The sequence below is a fragment of the Mesorhizobium sp. EU05-FHT14A09 genome (assembly GCF_058790995.1).
Window position 1 is genome coordinate 20,617 of record NZ_JBYTDF010000017.1, and the last position, 17,611, is coordinate 38,227.

Sequence of the window (17,611 nt, forward strand, 5' to 3'; positions counted from 1 at the left end):
GACCGTCAGACCGCTTCGGGAGAACTCCGGGCGTCTCGGAACCTGGGCCCAGTTGTACAGCGGTCCTCATCCTGAGGTGCGAGCCTGCACGCCAGTGGAAAACAGGCGCGATCATAGTCGGGCGAGCCTCGAAGGACGTACCGAAAACCTGAAAATGGCGCCCTCGCTTCTGCCTTTTCCATGTGCCGGCTCTTGCAAAGCAGCTGGCCATTTCCCACATTCCGTGCGCGGACCGGGCCCCTCTGACGTCTATGCAAGACGTGATGTCGGACCGCTGAATTGGGCCCGCTTGCATATTCACCGGAGCGGGTTGTGGAGAAGGACCCGATGATCTCTGGCAAGACACGTTCATTCGCATTGTTGGCAACGCTTCTGATGGCGTTCACGCTGGTGTCGACCGATTTCGCCGACGCACGGCGCGGCGGCAGCTTCGGCAGCCGCGGCACACGCACCTTCCAGTCGGCGCCGCCAACGCGCACCGCGCCGAACCCGACCGCCCCGGTCGAGCGTTCGATGACACCGAACACCGGACCGACAGCGACAACGCGGCAGCAGCAGCCTGGCATGGCGCAGCAGCAGCGCCCCGGTCTGTTCAGCGGTCTCGGTGGTGGCCTGATGCGCGGCATCCTGATCGGCGGCCTGCTCGGCGTGCTGTTCGGCTATGGCTTCGGTGGCATGGCGGGCGCGCTCGGTTTCATCGTGCAACTGCTGCTGGTCGGCCTTGTCGTGATGCTGGCGCTGCGCTTCTTCCGCTCGCGCCAGGCGCCGGCAACTGCGACCGCCGGCGGACCAGCCGCCAGCAACGGCCCCAGCGAGATGTTTGGACGCATGGCCAATCGTGACGCTGCCGAGGACGAGCGTCCTGCCGGCAATGGCCGCGCCGGTTCGTTCGGCATCCCTGGCTTCGGAACGCAGTCGGCGCCGGCCTCGCAGGATTTCGAACTGGAAAAAGGCGACCTCGACCGGTTCGAGCGCATGCTGGACGAAGTGCAGACCGCTTTCGCCAAGGAAGACCATGCCGGCCTGCGCCGCCTGTCGACGCCCGAAATGGTGTCCTACTTCTCGGAGGAACTGGCCGAGAATGCCCAGAACGGCCTTCGCAACGATGTTGCCGACGTGCATCTGGTGCAGGCCGACATCGCCGAAGCCTGGCGTGAGGACAATCAGGACTACGCCACGGCTGCCTTCCGCTACGAGTCGGTCGACGTGATGCGCGACCGCAAGACCGGCAAGGTCGTCGAGGGCGACGAAAAGCTCACCGAGACGACCGAGCTGTGGACCTTCACCCGTCCGCGCGGCGGCGACTGGAAGCTGTCGGCGATCCAGGAAGCGTCTGCCTGAGTTGACAAAAGGCCCGCGAAATTCGTGGGCCTTTTCATTTGCGGCCTTTTCATTTCTGGGGCGCGTTGCCCGAACTGGCGAATCGCCGTCATCTCGCTTCATGAACCATCTGCGCCATTCCGGCCTGCCCGTTGCCGAACAGGCGATTGCCTTGAAGACGATCCTGCGCGCCGACCCGATCGTCCGGGAAGCGCTCGCGCTGGCGCGTGATCTCGGCCTGCAGGACTGGATGGTCGTTTCGGGCGCCATCTACAACAGCGTCTGGAACAGCCTGACCGACAAGCCGGCCGGCCACGGTATCAAGGACATCGACCTTTTCTATTGTGACGGTTCCGACCTTTCCTACGCGGCCGAGGATGTCGTCATCCGGCGCGCGGCTTTGCATTTCGAACGGCTGCCGCTGCCGGTGGAAGTGCGCAACCAGGCGCGGGTGCATCTCTGGTATCCCGACCGTTTCGGCCGCACTTGCCCGGCCTATGGTTCCAGCGCCGAGGCGCTCGGCTATTTCGCCTCGCGCACGCATGCGGTCGGCGTGCGGCTGACATCGGTGGACGACCTCGAGATCGTCGCGCCCTTCGGGCTCGACGACATCTTTTCTTTTCGCATCACCCCGAACAGGGTGATGGACAATCGCGAGACCCATGAGGCCAAAGGTGCACGCGCCATGCGGCTGTGGCCGCAGATCACGCTCGAACCTTGGTGAACGGCTAAAAGGCACACGATGCGTATTCTTCTCATTTTTGGCGCCCTCGTCGTTGGAACGATCGCCGGCATTTACCTGTTCGGGATGATCTGGCGAACCACCGCTCCTGAGGGAGCAGTGGCGATGATCGTTGGAGGCGCTACGCCGGTTGGCCTCGGGGCTTGGGCATTTCTCGGCACAAAGGGAGCTGACGGACAGCGGCCAAGCCTCAGCAATGTGCGAACCTGGTTCACTCTTCTGGGGATCGTCGCGGCCGCAGCCGGGCTCTTTGTGCTGTTGATCGTAGCTCTTTTCCTGGTCGTTCAGCGCGGCTAGCGGGATATCAAATCGCGGTTAGGCCGCGACGCCGGTGCCCGTTCTGCAAGGTTGGCGTTTGGCGAAATCCTCGGCGGGAGCGCCCCTCTCCCCGTTTACGGGGAGAGGATGCCGGCAGGCAGGTGAGGGGCGGCACGAACAGTCGACATTCTCCAAGCAAGTGTTGCTTGGATCGGAAGGCATCTTCATTCGTCGGCGTTGCCCCTCATCGCCCTGCCGGGCACTTCTCCCCGTAAATGGGGAGAAGGAGGCTGCCCGCAACGATGGTGCTTGTCCTGCAAAGTTGGCGACACCGAAGCACTTGTGTGCGCACGCTGGCCCACAGAGGGAGAAGAGAGAACGCGCCGATCATTGCTGAAACAGCGCGAGGTTGAGCCAGCGCGACATGCGTCAGCCGTTGACCAGCGCCAGCGCTTCTTCCGTGTAACGCTTGCCGACGACCTTGTCGGGCGACAGCGCATTGCCGATTTCGACGACTTCCGCTGCGGTCAGTGCAATCGCCGCCGCGCCTGCATTCTGCTCCAGGTGATGGATCTTGCGGGCGCCTGGGATCGGCACGATGAAGTCGCCCTGATGCAGCACCCAGGCCAGCGCCAACTGGGCCGCAGTCACGCCTTTTTCCTTGGCGAAGCGTTCCAGAGTGGCCACGGCCCTGGCATTGGCGTCGAGTGCTTCCGGCTGGAAGCGCGGCAAGGTATGGCGCCAGTCATCCGCACCAAGCTGCTCCGGTTTGTTGATCGTTCCGGTCAGCAGGCCGCGTCCGAGCGGGCTGTAGGGCACGAAGCCGATACCGAGTTCGCGGCAGACGTCGAAGATCTCTTCTTCCGGATCGCGGCTCCACAGCGAGTATTCGCTCTGCACAGCGGCAATCGGATGCACGGCGTGGGCGCGTCGCAGCGTCGTGGCACTCACTTCCGAAAGGCCGAGCGCACGCACCTTGCCTTCCTTGACCAACTCCGCCATCGCGCCGACCGTGTCTTCGATCGCCACGCTGGGGTCGACGCGATGCTGGTAATAGAGATCGATGACGTCGATACCCAGCCGGCGCAGCGATGCTTCGGCGACGGCTTTGACGTGTTCGGGCCGGCTGTCGACGCCGATCATGCGTTCCGCGCCGCTGCCCTGTTCGGAAATCTTGAAGCCGAACTTGGTGGCGATCGTCACACGGTCGCGCACCGGCTTCAGCGCCTTGCCGACGAGGATCTCATTGTCGAAAGGCCCATAGACTTCCGCCGTATCGAAGAAGTCGACGCCGATATCGACGGCATGGTGGAGCGTGCGGATCGCCTCGGCTTCCTCCTGGCCGCCATAGGCAAAGCTCATGCCCATGCAGCCAAGGCCGACGGGAAAGACAGTGAGTTCGTTTCCGAGTTTGCGCTTTTGCATCGCGGTTCTCCTTGATTGCGATGCGAGAGAGATAGCGCCTTGCCTTATGTTCGATAATCGCCTCATAATTGCACGGGATATTCTAAAAGTTAGAACAATGGATCGAAGTCATCTTGCCCAGCTTGCGGTGCTGGCCGCCGTGGCGGACAGGGGCAGTTTCCGTGGCGCCGCGCGAGATCTGGCGATCGCGCCGTCAGCGGTCAGCCACGCCGTGTCCAGCCTGGAGGCCCGTCTCGGCGTGCGGCTGCTGGCGCGCAGCACGCGCTCGGTCGCGCCGACCGAGGAGGGAGCCCGGTTGCTCGAACGGCTGCGGCCGGCACTCTCGGAGATCGACCTGGCTCTGGAAGCGGCGATCGAGGCGAGGGATCGACCCGCCGGCAATCTGCGGCTCACCGTGCCGCGCACCGCGCTGAACCTGGTGCTGGCGCCGAAGCTCGGAGCCTTCGCAAAGGCCTATCCCGAGATCGTGCTCGACATCGTCATCGAGGACCGTTTCACCGATGTGGTCGAGGGCGGCTTCGATGCCGGCGTGCGGCTTGGTGAAAGCCTGCAGCAGGACATGGTTGCCGTACGCATCGGTCCGCGGATCCGCAGCGCCGTAGTCGGTGCGCCGTCCTATTTCGCCAGGATGCCGAAGCCGAAACATCCCCGCGACCTCGTCGGCCATCGCTGCATCCGCTTCCGCTTCTCGAGCGGCGTGCTCTATCGCTGGGAGTTCGAGAAGGACGGCGAGGAGATCGAACTGCCGGTGCAAGGGCCGCTGATCCTCGGTGTCGACAGCGCCATCATCCGCGCGGCCATCGATGGTGCGGGGCTGGCGTTCGTCTTCGAGGAATATGCCCAGCAGGCGCTGGCGACCGGCAGTCTCGTACGGGTGCTGGAAGACTGGTGTCCGCCCTTCGACGGGTTCTACATCTACTATCCGAGCCGGCGTCAGATGCGGCCGGCACTGCGCGCCTTCGTCGATTTCTTCCGCTGGCGTGACCGGGATGATTGACCGCGTTGCGGTCGTTCATCCGTCATGGTGCTTCTGATCAGGAATACACGGGCCCGCTACGGCTGGATCTCGATCCTGCTGCACTGGTCCGTTGCCCTGCTGTTCGCCGGCCAGATCGCGCTTGGCCTTGCCATGGTTCGCGTGACCAGCCAGCGCACGGCCTTTGAACTCATCCAACTGCACAAGTCATTCGGCTTCCTGCTGCTTGGTCTTGTCGTGCTGCGGCTCGGCTGGCGGCTCGCCAACGTCACGCCGCGACTTCCCGCCGGAACCGGACTGCTGGAAAGGCGGGCGGCGCCGGCCGCACATCTTGCGCTCTATGCGCTGCAACTCCTCCTGCCGCTCACCGGCTGGGCGCTGGTGTCGGCTTCCGTTCTCGAAATTCCCAGCATGCCGTTCGATCTGTTCGTAATGCCCAACCTGCCCGTTGCCGTCTCGGACACGGATGAGACCTGGTGGCGGGCGACACATGCCTATCTGGCCTACGCAGCCATCGTGCCGGTCGCGGTGCATGTGCTGGCCGCGTTGCGACATCACTTTAGCCTGGGAGACAACGTGCTTGCCCGCATGATCTCGCCTTCACACCAGTGTGATGACAAGGAATCGGAATAGGCGCTTTCCGCCGCGCGTTGATCACCCGAGAGCCGCAGTCAGCCAGGAAGCTCCGATGTCGTCACGCCTCGCCCTTTTCGCGCTCGCCGCGATGGCCATCGCGGGCCCCACGGCTCACGCAGCGACCTCGCTCTCGGCGGCGGGTGGCCGCTATACGATCGATCAGGTCGGTTCCAGCATCCGCTTTTCCATCGGCAAGGCCGGTGGCGGCAGTCTTGATGGCGCTTTCTCCCGATTCACCGGCAATATCCGTGTCGACAATGCCGATGCCGACCGCTCCGAAGTCAACATCACCATCATGCCGGCCAGTGTCGGAACCGGTCAGAGGCGGATCGACGCCTTCCTGCGTTCGGACGCCGTCTTCGATGCCGACAACGACCCGGAGATCCGCTTCCGCTCGACCAGCGTGCGGCGAACCGGCGAGACCACGGCAACGATCGCGGGCAATCTCACCGCGCGTGGCAAGACGTCGCCGGAGAAATTCCAGGCCGAGCTCAAATCCTTCGCCGGCGGCACGATCACCTTCAGGGTCACGGGCAAGGTGCTGCGTTCGCGCTACGGCATGGACGTCGGCACACCGATCTACTCCAACGTCGTTGAATTCGACATGACGCTCTCAGCACAGCGCAGCTAGAGCATGATCGCGAAAATTGAGCGGAACACCGATTCAAGCCAATCGCGTTCCGCTCCAGAAAGCTGCCGCAACGGCACTGGTTTTTCAGCGCGTTTCGCGCAAGTCTCGCCAGCACAGAATCTTGCGAGGAATGCTGGATGTTTCGTTGGGGTGTGTTGTCGACGGCCAAGATCGGGCGCGAGCAGGTTCTGCCGGCCATCGCCGATTCCAGCAATGGCGTGCTGACCGCCGTCGCCAGCCGTGATGTTGGCAAGGCCAGGGCCTTGGCCGACCGTTTCGGCGCGCCGCACGCGTTCGGTTCCTATGAGGAGTTGCTGGCATCGCCGCATGTCGACGGCGTCTACATCCCGGTGCCGACGTCGCAGCATGTCGAATGGGCAGCCAAGGCGATCGAGGCGAAAAAACACGTGCTGGTCGAGAAGCCGCTGGCACTCGACGCCAAGGACATCGCGCCGCTGATTGCGCTGCGCGACCGCCACAAGGTGCTGGTCTGCGAAGCTTTCATGGTCGTCTACCATCCGCAATGGATCAAGGTCCGCCAACTGATTGCCGACGGCGCCATCGGCCGGCTGCGCCATGTCGAAGGGTGCTTCACCTACTACAATGTCGATCCCGGCAACATGCGCAACCAGCTCGATCTCGGCGGTGGCGCCCTGCCGGACATCGGCGTCTATCCGGTCGTCTCCACGCGCTTCGCGGCTGACCGGGAGCCGGTGCGGGTGCAGGCGACGGTGGAGCGTGACAAGACTTTCGGCACCGATGTCTATTCATCGGTTCGCGCCGATTTCGGCGATTTCGAATTGTCCTTCTATGTCTCGACGCAGATGGCCGGGCGCCAGTCGATGGTGTTCCATGGCGACAAGGGATTCATCGAAGTAGCCTCCCCCTTCAATGCCGGCGTCTACGATCACAACCGCATCGAACTGCACAACCAGAACCATGCCGAGACGCAGATTTTCCGCTTCCCGGGCGCGCAGCAATACAAGCTGCAGGCCGAAGCCTTCGTGCGCGCCGCGCAAGGTGGCGACGATCGCGTCTTCACGCTGGAGGAATCGGTGCTGAATCAGAAGGTCATCGATACGATCTTCCGCGCCGGTGACAAGGACGGCTGGGAGACGGTCTGACAGCGTCGGCCCTGGCGGGAGGAACAAGCCGGGATCGACGACGCCAAAGGGAGGGAACATTGGCTTGCGATGCGGATGTCATCATCGTTGGTGCTGGTCTTGCGGGACTGGTCGCCGCGGCCGAACTGGCGGAAGCGGGCAGGAAAGTCCTCATTCTTGACCAGGAGCCGGAGCAGTCGCTCGGCGGCCAGGCGTTCTGGTCGTTCGGGGGCCTGTTCCTGGTCGACTCGCCCGAGCAGCGGCGCATGCGCATCCGCGACTCCCACGACCTTGCCCTGGAGGACTGGCTGGGCACCGCGGCTTTCGACCGTCCGGAGGACCACTGGCCACGCGAATGGGCGAAGGCCTATGTCGGTTTCGCGGCGGGTGAAAAGCGCGCCTGGCTTGCCGAGCGCGGTATCAAGTTCTTCCCGGTCGTCGGCTGGGCAGAGCGCGGCGGCGGCAATGCCGTCGGCCACGGCAATTCGGTGCCGCGTTTCCACGTCACCTGGGGCACAGGCCCAGGCGTGATCGAGCCCTTTGTGTTGCGGGTGCGCGAAGCGGCGAAGCGCGGGCTGGTCACCTTCAAGTTCCGGCACCGCGTCAGCGAACTGACGAGGAGCGGCTCGGCGGTCGACGGTGTGCGCGGCGAACTGCTGGAAGAAAGCAGCGTCGAGCGCGGCGCCAAGAGTTCGCGCATGGTAACGGGCGGCTTCACCTTCAAGGCGCAGGCGGTCATCGTCGCCTCCGGCGGCATCGGCGCCAATCACGAACTGGTGCGCCAGAACTGGCCGGCGCGCCTCGGCACGGCGCCGAAACGGATGATCACCGGCGTGCCGGACCATGTCGACGGCCGCATGCTGGCGATCACCGAAAACGCCGGCGGCTCGATCATCAACCGTGACCGCATGTGGCACTATGTCGAAGGCATCAGGAACTGGGCGCCGATCTGGACCGACCACGCCATCCGCATCCTGCCCGGCCCGTCGTCATTGTGGCTGGACGCGCGCGGCAAGCGTCTGCCGGTGCCGCTTTATCCCGGCTTCGATACGCTGGGCACGCTCGCCCACATCATGCAGACCGGCTTCGACTATTCCTGGTTCATCCTGACCGAGAAGATCATCCGCAAGGAGTTCGCCTTGTCAGGATCGGAGCAGAACCCGGACCTGACCAACAAGAGCTGGCGCCAGGTGCTGCAGCGCGCCACATCGGGCATCCCAGGTCCGGTCAAGGCCTTCCTCGACAAGGGCGAGGACTTCATCGTCGAGCGTGAACTTCCGGCGCTGGTCGCCCGCATGAACGCGCTGGTCGGCGGCGAGCCATTGCTCGATGTCGCTCAGGTCGAGCGCGAAATCCGTGCCCGCGACATGCAGCTCGACAATCCCTTCTCCAAGGACATGCAGGTGATCGCGCTGCGCGGCGCCCGCAGCTATCTCGGCGACAAGCTGATCCGCACCGCCAAGCCGCACAAGATGCTCGATCCCGCCAACGGGCCGCTGATTGCGGTGCGCCTCAACATCCTCACCCGCAAGACGCTGGGCGGCCTGCATACCGATCTCGACAGCCGTGTGCTGGGCGCCGATGGCCAGCCGGTCGAGGGGCTTTATGCCGTCGGCGAAGTGGCCGGCTTCGGCGGCGGTGGCGTGCACGGCTATGCGGCGCTCGAAGGCACTTTCCTCGGCGGCTGCATCTTCTCCGGCCGCAGCGCCGGCCGCGCGGCGGCCAAGGGCGTGCGTTAGGTCGCGCTTTTCCTTCTCCCACAGCGGGAGAAGGAGGAGTGTAGCCTCAGCCCTTCTTGCCGTTGCTCTTCCTGAGATCGCGCAAAAGGTTGGAACAGCTTGTCGGCGTTTCAAGGCCGATCGGGCCGTTCACCTTGGCCTTGGAATCGGCCATCAGCTTGTTCACCTTGGCCTGTGGGTCCTGCCATTTCACCTTGCGCGCGAACTTCAGCAGCGACGTGCGCATCTCGTCCAGTATGCCGGGCGTCTTGATGTAGGCGGCGCACTGCTGGGCGAGCGACAGCGACATCACCTGGCCCATGAACTGGCTTTCATATTGTTTCGGAACCTTGAATTCCTGGGCCGCAGCCGGTGAGGCGGCAATGACGAGGGCAAGAAGGGCGGTCGCTGGAATCTTCATCTGTAGTAACCCTGGCATTGTCGTCTATATCCGCTCGATATCGCGCCTCAGCACGATCAGCGAGGTCAGGTCCTCGACGCTGGCGTGCGAGGCGATCTGGTCGCGCAGCGTGTTGAGCCGGTCGATCGACGGCACTTCCACTTCGACCACCAGATCGACCTGTCCGGAAATGGACGATACCCGCCGCACCTCCGGATGGCGCGCGAGCTGGTCGAGCACGCCGATCGAAGGGGTACGCACCAGCGTCACCATCAGGAAGGCGGAGAGCTGGTTCTGCTCCAACTGGCCGATATCGGCGCGGTAGCCGCGGATGACGCCGCTTTTCTCCAGCAACGCCACGCGTTCGCTGGTGGCGCTGCGCGAAAGCCCGATGCGCGCCGCCAGCGTCTTCAGCGGAATCCGGGCCTCCTTGGACAGGATGGCGAGGATGTCGCGGTCCTTGGTGTCGAGTTCCTTCATGGCGATTTCCGCTCACCGTTAATATGCCGGTCGAAGCAGGCATAGTGCCGGTCTGACCGACGCTTTGCCGGATGCCCGATTTTTCCGCCCGTGCCAAGCTCCCTGAAGATTAAATCCGGACCTGCAATGACCAATATCACTCACCCGGCTCCCAATTTCTCGCTGATCGAAGCCCGAGCGCTTGCCGTCAGCCATTTCGGCGTCTCCGGCTCGGTCGGCTCGCTCGACAGCGAGCGCGACCAGAATTTCAGGCTGGCGTCGGAAGACGGCGACTGGATCCTGAAGGTGGTCAATGCCAGCGAGCCGCGCGGCGAGAGCGAATTCCAGACCGCGCTTCTGGATCATCTCGCCGGCAGTGGGATCGACCTTGCCGTGCCCTCGCTGAAAAAGACGCTGGACAACACCTCGCTCGCCTTCGTGGCGGCCAATGACGGCACACGCCATGCCTTGCGGCTCGTCTCCTGGCTGCCTGGCCAACCGCTGGCGGAAGCCGAGCGCTCGCCCGAAGCCCTCGAAAGCCTCGGCCGAGCACTGGGCAAGCTCGATCGTGCGCTGCAGGGTTTCATCCATCCGGGTGCGCTGCGTAGCTTCGACTGGGACATCCGCCGCGCCGGCGCCTCGCGCCGTCGCCTGACGCATGTGAGCGACGCCAGGGACCGGGCGCTGCTGGAGCGGTTCCTCGATCGCTTCGACGCCTATGTGGCACCGCGCCTGCCCGGGCTGCGCGCGCAGGTCATCCACAATGACGCCAATGACTGGAACGTGCTGGTCGACGCCGCCAATCCGAAACGTGTCGCCGGCCTGATCGACTTCGGCGACGCGCTCTATGCGCCGTTGATCGCCGAACTGGCCGTAGCCTGCGCCTACTCCATTCTCGATACCGAGGATCCGATCGGCGCGGCAGCGAAGCTTGCCGCCGGTTTCCACGCCGAATATCCGCTGCGCGAGGAAGAGATCGATCTGCTGTTCGATCTCATCGCCATGCGCCTCGTCACCAGCGTGACCCTGTCGGCGCTGCGCCGGCAGGAGGCCGGTGACAATCCCTATCTGGCTATCAGCGAAGCGCCGGCCTGGCGCATGCTGCGCCGGCTCGACGCCATGAACCGCAGCTTCGCCACCGCGATCCTGCGCCATGCCTGCGGTTTCGATGCGGTGCCGGGCGCCCGCGCCGTCACCGGCTGGATCGCCGCCCACGCCAGGAGCCTCGCACCGGTTCTCGACCGCCATCCGGCCACCCTGGTCAAGGAACTGGTACCTTATGGCGATCCACAGCATCCGATGACGGTCGCGTCGGCGGCGCAGGAACCGGCCAAGGCCAGCGCGTGGTGGGACGCTCACTGTGCCGAACACGGCATCGAACTCGGCATCGGCCCCTGGGGCGAGGTGCGCACCGTCTATGCCAGCGACATGTTCCAGTCTCGCTTCGTCGAACAGGAGCGCCGCATCCATCACCTCGGTCTCGACCTGTTCATGCCGGCCGGCACCAAGGTGCACACGCCGCTTGCGGCGACCGTGAAGAGCGTTGAGATCGAAGAGGATGCGCTGGGCTATGGCGGCCTCGTCGCCCTCGAACATGTGCCTGAAGGCTGCCCGCCATTCGTCACGCTGTGGGGCCACCTCGCCCATGAGGCGGCGTCCCGATTGAAGCCCGGCCAGCGCCTGGAAGCGGGCGATGTCGTCGGCGAGATGGGCGTGGCCGCGCAGAACGGCGGCTGGGCGCCGCACCTGCATTTCCAGATCTCCACCGACACCGGCCTGTCGGCGCGCGAGATCCTCGGCGTCGGCGAAGCGCGCTATCTCGACGTCTGGCGCGAGCTCTTCCCGGATGCCGCCGAACTCGCCGGCATCCCGCCGGAAACCTTCGTCCAGACCGGCCGCAGTCGGCCGCAGATCGTGGCGGCGCGCAAGACCTCTCTGCTGCCCAATCTGTCGATCTCCTATTCGGAGCCGATCAAGTTCGTCCGCGGCGAGGGCGCCTGGCTGATCGATGATCGTGGCCGCGCCTATCTCGACTGCTTCAACAATGTCTGCCATCTCGGCCATGCCCATCCCGACGTGGTCGCGGCGATTGCCCGGCAGGCGGCCAGGCTCAACACCAACACGCGCTACCTGCACGACGCCATCGTCAGCTACGCCGAGCGGCTGACGGCAACGTTGCCGGAAGGGCTTTCGGTGGCATCCTTCGCCTGCTCGGGCAGCGAGGCCAACAGCCTGATGCTGCGCATGGCGCGCAATCACACCGGGCAGAGCGACACCATCGTGCTCGACTGGGCCTATCACGGCACGACGCAGGAATTGATCGACCTCAGCCCTTACAAATACAAGCGCAAGGGCGGCAAGGGCCGGCCCGCGCATGTGTTCGAGGCAACGATCCCCGACAGCTACCGCGCTCCGACAGACTGGCCGGTCGCTGAGCATGCCAGCCGCTTTGCCGAAAGCATTGCCGAGCAGATCGCGGCCATCAAGGCGCAGGGCCGCGCTCCGGCACTGTTCATGGCCGAATCCATCCCGAGCGTCGCAGGACAGGTCTTCCTGCCGGAAGGCTATCTGAGCGAAGTCTACGCCATGGTACGCGCCGCCGGTGGCGTCTGCGTCGCCGATGAAGTGCAGGTCGGCTTCGGCCGGGTCGGCAGCCATTGGTGGGCGTTCGAGACACAGGGCGTGGTGCCGGACATCGTCACCATGGGCAAGCCCATCGGCAACGGCCATCCGATGGCGGCACTTGTGACGACGAAGGAGATCGCCGCCACCTTCAACAACGGCATGGAATATTTCAACACCTTCGGCGGCAACCCGGTGTCCTGCGCTGCCGGCCTTGCTGTGCTTGACGTCATCGAGCGTGACCGCCTGCGCGAGAATGCGGCGGGCATCGGCGCCTATCTGGTGGAGCGCTTCCGCGAATTGCAGACGCGCTATGACGTCATCGGCGACGTGCGCGGCATGGGGCTCTTCCTCGGCATCGAACTGGTCGAGGATCGCAAGACCAAGGAGCCGGCGACGGCGCTGGCGCGACGCATCAATGATGGTGTCCGCGCGCGCGGCGTGCTGATTGGCACGGAAGGCCCGCATGACAATGTGCTGAAGATGCGGCCGCCGATGATCTTCAGCCGCGCCAATGCCGATCATCTGGTCAGCGCATTGGACGACACGTTCGGCGAGGTGCTGGCGACGCGCTAGCTGCCTCACGGAGGATCTTACCCGGCGGATCGGTCGCCGGGCAGTTCACGGCAGGAAACTGAATCAACGCCGGCGTGTTCGCGCCGGCGTCAGGAGAGGCTTTGCATTGGAGCGTTTCCGTTTTTCACGGAAACGCGGAAACGCACCAATTTTTTATTTCACGCAATTCCGGACGGAAAACCGTTTCACACTTTTCCTGGAATTGCTCAGAATAACAGGGAGGAGACTATGAAGACACGTCTTTTAGCAGCAGCGTTTCTGGCAACAACGGCAGTTTCCCTGCCGGCAAAGGCCGATACGCTCGACACCATCAAGCAGCGCGGCACCGTTACCTGCGGCGTCAGCCAGGGCGTTGCCGGTTTTTCCGCCCCGGATGACGCCGGCAAATGGCACGGCTTCGACATCGACTTCTGTCGCGCCGTTGCGGCCGCCGCGCTCGGCGACGCCGACAAGGTCAGCTACGTGCCGCTTTCGACCAAGGAGCGTTTCACCGCGCTGCAGTCCGGTACGGTCGACCTGTTGTCGCGGCAGACCACCTGGACGCTGTCGCGCGATGCCGGCATCGGCATCCATTTCGTTGGCACCGCCTACTATGACGGCCAGGGCTTCATGGTGCGCAAGGACCTCAATGTCGACAGCGCGCTGAAGCTGTCCGGCGCGACCGTCTGTGCCGAGCAAGGCACGACGACGGAGCAGAACACCGCCGACTACTTCAGCGCCAACAAGCTGCAATACGAGCCGGTGGTGGTCGACTCCGCCGAGGGCATCATCAAGGCCTTCGACAGCGGACGCTGCGATGTCTACACCACCGACGCCTCCGCGCTCTATGCGCAGCGTCTCAAGCTGGCCAATCCGGACGGCTATACCGTGTTGCCGGAGATCATCTCGAAGGAGCCGCTGGGGCCAGCTGTACGCCAGGCCGACGACAAATGGTTCAACGTCGTGCGCTGGACGCTGTTTGCGCTGCTCGAAGCGGAAGAACTGGGCATCACGCAGGCAACGGCGGATGCTGGCCTGACCTCCACGAACCCGGCGGTGAAGCGTTTCCTCGGCGTCGACGGCGACAATGGCAAGCAGCTCGGGCTCGATCCGCGTTTCGCCTACAACATCGTTTCCAAGGTTGGCAATTACGGCGAGATCTTCGAACGCAATCTCGGCCAGTCGAGCGCGCTCAAGATCGACCGCGGCATCAACAAGCTCTGGAACGCCGGCGGCCTGATGTACGCCCCGCCGCTGCGCTGAGCGGCAGTAAGCGCATCGACACCCAAGTAATAGGCTTCCAGCCCGGGTACGGCGCTGCCCCTCATCGCCCTGCCGGGCACTTCTCCCCGTAAATTGACGGGGAGAAGGAGGCTGGCCGCAACGTCGGCGCCTTGCTCTGCAACGCTGGCGATTGGCGAAATCGCCGACGCACGCGTCCCTCTCCCCGTTCACGGGGAGAGGATGCCGGCAGGCAGGTGAGGGGCAGCGCCAACTGCAAACCTACGCTTCGGACAGCTGCCTTGCCCGTCCGGAGCGCATTGCGACGATGATGCCGAGGACAGCCGCGATCGGCAGCAGCCAGGGTGCATAGTCGAGCAGGCCGAGGCTGCCGGTCAGTGTCGCGTAGTTCTTCATGACGAGGAGAGCCGCAGTACCAAGGCCGATGGTCGCGACAAGGGCGACCAGCAACTGAACCAGCGAACCGGCCTCCCTGTCGCGGTTCTTCCACGTGAAAACCGCCACCGAAAGCGAGGTCACCGCCTGCAGGATGATGATGCCGAGCGCTGCCAGTCCGAATGTGCTGGAGAGCAAGGTCATCAGCGGGTCGGCATCGGCGATCGCAAACAGTGCCACCGCGATCGATGAAACCACCGTGACGGTGATGCTGGCGACATGCGGCGACTGCAGGTGCGCATGCAGGCTGCCGAGCATGTTTGGCAGCATGCCTTCGCGGCCGAGCGCGAACAGGTAGCGCGCGGCAGCATTGTGCAGGGCAAGCGTGGCAGCAAGCGCGCTCGTCACCATCAGGAACTGCACCGCCACCAGGAATGCCGGGTGGGTGTATTGGGCGAAGGCGCGGAAAACCAGCGTGCCGGGGTTCTCGCTGGCCGCAGCCACCACCTTGTCTTCGCCGAAGGCCAGCACGACGGCCCACATGGTGATCGCATAGAAGAGGGCGATGAAGACCACGGCGGTGATGAGCGCGCGGCTCACCGTGCGGTGTCCGTCGCGTGCTTCCTCGCTGTAGATGGCGGCGGATTCGAAACCGAGGAAGGAGACGAAGGCGAACATGAGGCCGACGCCGAACGAGCCACTGACGATGTTGGGCAGGCTGAACGAACCGAAAGTCACCTGGGCCGGGCTGCTTGGCGCAAGCACCGCCACCGTCAGCACAAGCAGGATCAGGACCTCCAGGGTCAGCAGCACAGCGAGCAGGCGTGCGCCGAGCGTGATCTCGCGGTAGCCGACGATCGCCGTGATCACCAGGCAGATCGCGCCCCAGACCTTCCACGACAGGTCGATGCCAAAATTCTCGCTGAAGAACACGCTGGCGAAGAATCCGAAGCCGCCGACGCTGCCGACGACCATCATGCCGTAGACGACGATGGCGACGAAGGCCGCAGCTCCGCCGGCAAGCGGTCCCAGCCCGTGGCGGACATAGGCATAGAAGGCGCCGGAATGCTGCACATGCGGACTCATGCGGATGAAGCCGATGGCAAACAGGATCAGCACCAGCCCGGCGAGCAGGTAGGAGCCCGGCATGCCGACGCCGTTGCCCATCAGGACGCCGAGCGCGCCGTTGCTGGCGACGGCCGCCAGCGGCGCCGCGGCAGCGACGACAAGAAAGAAGATGTCGAAGGAATGCAGGCTGCGCCTTGGCGCGGTGTTGGTGGAAGACATGGTGTTTGGATCCGGCGATGGCGTGAAACGAAAAGAGGAAGGCAAGCGGCGCCCGCTCTTACGGCAGGGTCACGCGCTTGCCTTCCAGGGGTGTCGGCAGCGGCCCGCGCAGCAGCTTGTCGTCGGCATCGTAGAAGTTTGCTGCGGCTGTACCGGTGAAAGCGTCGCCGGCGAGGTTGATCTCGTAGGAGATCTCGCCGCGGCTGACGAATTTGTGGGTCTTGCGGTCCGCGGTCACCTCGACGAATTTGCCGATGACCCTGCCGTCCTTCTCGGCCCAGATGCCCTTGCCGTCGCTATCGCTGTTGTCGGGATTGCCGGAGTCAGGGTTCGCCTGCTGCATGGTGCCGTCGGCATTGAAGACGAACATGTGATGGGTGAACGGCGCGTCGACCGCCTTGACCACCCATGTGCCGACGATGCCGGCGGGCTTGGCTGTGTCTCCCGCTTTTGCCGATGTGCCTGCCGCGAAAAGCACCACCGCAGCCGGTACTATGATGGATCTGGCGAGCCGTGAAATCGGGCCGGATTTGGAAAAATGCATCGATAGCCTCCCTTGTGTTGGCAGGACCGCGCCGCCTGTTCCCTGATTGATTATGCTTTCGGGCGGCGGGTCCGGTATTCCTGATCAGTCCTCGTTCCAGGGCGCCCACATCGCCTGCGCGGCGGCCCAGTCGTCATTGCCTTCCGAGGGTGCCGGCGTGTAACGCGCGCCCGGCACCTCATGCGCCGGCAGGGTCCAGGTGCCGCGCTCGACCAGCCTTGCGATGTTGTCGCGATAGACCTCGTCCACGGTCGCATGGCGCTCCGGATCGCGGTTCAGCCACAGATTGCGCGGGTGGATCGGCTTCTCGTACATTTTGGAGAACAGCTCGGTGCGCAGGTCCTTCAGCCAGTTCGAATTGAGGTTCATGGCGCGGAACTGCCGCAGCGCCTCGATGTCTATCAGGCTGGCCACCATGGTGTTGGCGCCGCTGGCCGAATAGGAACTGATGTTGCCGCGGAAGTCGACGATGTGGCTGTTGCCGCCGGCGATGTCGATCGGATGGCGCGAGCTCGGCGAGAGATAGACCGGCCCGATGTTGGGGCACAGCATGTAGACGCTGTTGAAATCGGCATGCGCCCGGTTCTGGATCATCCAGCTGCCGCCGCCGGGATAGGATGAACCGGTCATCGGCATAGCCTCCGAAGGACGATAGACCACTTCGGCGCCGCCGAAGGCGAGTGCGCGCACCGCTTCCGGATATTCGCCGTCGGAGCAGCAGATGGTGCCGATGTTGCCGATGTCGTCGGTGCGCAGCACCGGGTAGAAAGCTTCGATGCCGTCGCCGAACAGCTCGACCCAGCGGTCGTAGATGTCATGCGGCGTGCAACTGCGCTCGCGACACCAGATGTGGTTCTTGGCGGCGCGGTGGACGAGCTTGCCCTTGCGGTCGATGACGAACAGCGTGTTGAAGAAGCGGTCTTCCATCACATCGGGCCAGCGCGCCTTGCACTGGCCGATGATGTAGGTGTCGTAGTGACGGGCCAGCTTGCCGAGCGCCTCTGTCTCTTCACCGGGCAGGTCGATGAAGATGTCGCGCGCCGCGGTGACATGCGGTACGTCGAAGATCTCGTCGGTAAACCCGGTCAGCGCGCCCTCGGCCAGGGCCACGACACGGATCGGCGCGTTGATCGCGCAGATCGAGACGGCGGCATGGATGGCTTCCTCGATCGTCTCCAGATTGTGGCGGATATGCTTGCGCTGTGCGACGCCGGTGACGATGGTCGAAAGGCCGATCGCCATATAGGGCGCGACATAGGCGGGACGTGAAGCCATTCCGGTCGATACTCCAACTGTCGGTTGGAGGAACGATGTCCAT

General features: G+C 64.2%; 16 protein-coding genes. 10 read left to right on the forward strand and 6 right to left on the reverse strand.

Annotation, left to right across the window (positions count from 1 at the left end):
* Positions 1 to 327: 327 nt before the first annotated feature.
* The 3 genes from AC3WTO_RS30850 to AC3WTO_RS30860 all read left to right on the forward strand — a co-directional run bounded on the left by AC3WTO_RS30850 (position 328) and on the right by AC3WTO_RS30860 (position 2,359).
* On the forward strand, positions 328 to 1,341 hold the full coding sequence (locus AC3WTO_RS30850) for a Tim44 domain-containing protein (RefSeq protein WP_492465011.1): 1,014 nt from the start codon (positions 328 to 330) through the stop codon (positions 1,339 to 1,341).
* A gap of 100 nt (positions 1,342 to 1,441) precedes the next feature.
* Positions 1,442 to 2,044 carry a nucleotidyltransferase family protein gene (locus AC3WTO_RS30855; protein ID WP_492465012.1) on the forward strand — a complete coding sequence of 201 codons (603 nt, stop codon included), beginning with the start codon at positions 1,442 to 1,444 and terminating at the stop codon, positions 2,042 to 2,044.
* An 18-nt stretch (positions 2,045 to 2,062) separates the two neighbouring features.
* The gene (locus AC3WTO_RS30860; protein WP_492465013.1) at positions 2,063 to 2,359 is read left to right on the forward strand and encodes a hypothetical protein; all 297 of its coding nucleotides are present in this window, start codon (positions 2,063 to 2,065) and stop codon (positions 2,357 to 2,359) included.
* A gap of 390 nt (positions 2,360 to 2,749) precedes the next feature.
* Here the strand turns inward: AC3WTO_RS30860 and AC3WTO_RS30865 are convergent, their stop codons facing one another.
* On the reverse strand, positions 2,750 to 3,745 hold the full coding sequence (locus tag AC3WTO_RS30865) for an aldo/keto reductase (RefSeq protein ID WP_492465014.1): 996 nt from the start codon (positions 3,743 to 3,745) through the stop codon (positions 2,750 to 2,752).
* Between the two features lie 97 nt (positions 3,746 to 3,842).
* Between AC3WTO_RS30865 and AC3WTO_RS30870 the strand changes: the two genes are divergently transcribed.
* From AC3WTO_RS30870 to AC3WTO_RS30890, 5 genes are all read left to right on the forward strand, one after another.
* Complete coding sequence (locus tag AC3WTO_RS30870) at positions 3,843 to 4,742, forward strand: LysR family transcriptional regulator (protein WP_492465015.1); 900 nt, start codon at positions 3,843 to 3,845, stop codon at positions 4,740 to 4,742.
* A gap of 24 nt (positions 4,743 to 4,766) precedes the next feature.
* Positions 4,767 to 5,354 (forward strand): cytochrome b, encoded by a 588-nt coding sequence (locus AC3WTO_RS30875; protein WP_492465016.1) that lies wholly within the window; start codon positions 4,767 to 4,769, stop codon positions 5,352 to 5,354.
* 55 nt (positions 5,355 to 5,409) lie between these two features.
* Complete coding sequence (locus AC3WTO_RS30880; RefSeq protein ID WP_492465017.1) at positions 5,410 to 5,988, forward strand: YceI family protein; 579 nt, start codon at positions 5,410 to 5,412, stop codon at positions 5,986 to 5,988.
* Between the two features lie 137 nt (positions 5,989 to 6,125).
* Complete coding sequence (locus AC3WTO_RS30885) at positions 6,126 to 7,112, forward strand: Gfo/Idh/MocA family protein (protein WP_492465018.1); 987 nt, start codon at positions 6,126 to 6,128, stop codon at positions 7,110 to 7,112.
* A gap of 59 nt (positions 7,113 to 7,171) precedes the next feature.
* Positions 7,172 to 8,830 carry an FAD-binding dehydrogenase gene (locus tag AC3WTO_RS30890; protein WP_492465019.1) on the forward strand — a complete coding sequence of 553 codons (1,659 nt, stop codon included), beginning with the start codon at positions 7,172 to 7,174 and terminating at the stop codon, positions 8,828 to 8,830.
* A gap of 46 nt (positions 8,831 to 8,876) precedes the next feature.
* On the opposite strand, the gene AC3WTO_RS30895 is transcribed toward AC3WTO_RS30890, so the two are convergent.
* Positions 8,877 to 9,230, reverse strand: a complete 354-nt coding sequence (locus tag AC3WTO_RS30895; RefSeq protein WP_492465020.1) for a hypothetical protein — start codon at positions 9,228 to 9,230, stop codon at positions 8,877 to 8,879.
* Positions 9,231 to 9,254: 24 nt separating this feature from the next.
* Positions 9,255 to 9,689 (reverse strand): Lrp/AsnC family transcriptional regulator, encoded by a 435-nt coding sequence (locus AC3WTO_RS30900; RefSeq protein ID WP_492465022.1) that lies wholly within the window; start codon positions 9,687 to 9,689, stop codon positions 9,255 to 9,257.
* 126 nt (positions 9,690 to 9,815) lie between these two features.
* On the opposite strand from AC3WTO_RS30900, the gene AC3WTO_RS30905 reads away from it, so the two are divergent.
* Together AC3WTO_RS30905 and AC3WTO_RS30910 are read left to right on the forward strand one after the other, a co-directional pair.
* Positions 9,816 to 12,866 (forward strand): aminotransferase class III-fold pyridoxal phosphate-dependent enzyme, encoded by a 3,051-nt coding sequence (locus AC3WTO_RS30905; RefSeq protein WP_492465023.1) that lies wholly within the window; start codon positions 9,816 to 9,818, stop codon positions 12,864 to 12,866.
* Positions 12,867 to 13,094: 228 nt separating this feature from the next.
* Positions 13,095 to 14,108 carry an amino acid ABC transporter substrate-binding protein gene (locus tag AC3WTO_RS30910; protein WP_492465024.1) on the forward strand — a complete coding sequence of 338 codons (1,014 nt, stop codon included), beginning with the start codon at positions 13,095 to 13,097 and terminating at the stop codon, positions 14,106 to 14,108.
* Positions 14,109 to 14,348: 240 nt separating this feature from the next.
* Here AC3WTO_RS30910 and AC3WTO_RS30915 read toward each other — a convergent pair whose 3' ends face one another.
* From AC3WTO_RS30915 to AC3WTO_RS30925, 3 genes are all read right to left on the reverse strand, one after another.
* Positions 14,349 to 15,749, reverse strand: coding sequence for an APC family permease (locus AC3WTO_RS30915; protein WP_492465025.1), 1,401 nt, complete (start codon positions 15,747 to 15,749; stop codon positions 14,349 to 14,351).
* A gap of 58 nt (positions 15,750 to 15,807) precedes the next feature.
* Positions 15,808 to 16,293, reverse strand: a complete 486-nt coding sequence (locus AC3WTO_RS30920) for a hypothetical protein (protein WP_492465026.1) — start codon at positions 16,291 to 16,293, stop codon at positions 15,808 to 15,810.
* 84 nt (positions 16,294 to 16,377) lie between these two features.
* Positions 16,378 to 17,568, reverse strand: a complete 1,191-nt coding sequence (locus AC3WTO_RS30925) for a nitrilase-related carbon-nitrogen hydrolase (RefSeq protein WP_448115977.1) — start codon at positions 17,566 to 17,568, stop codon at positions 16,378 to 16,380.
* Positions 17,569 to 17,611 lie beyond the last annotated feature (43 nt).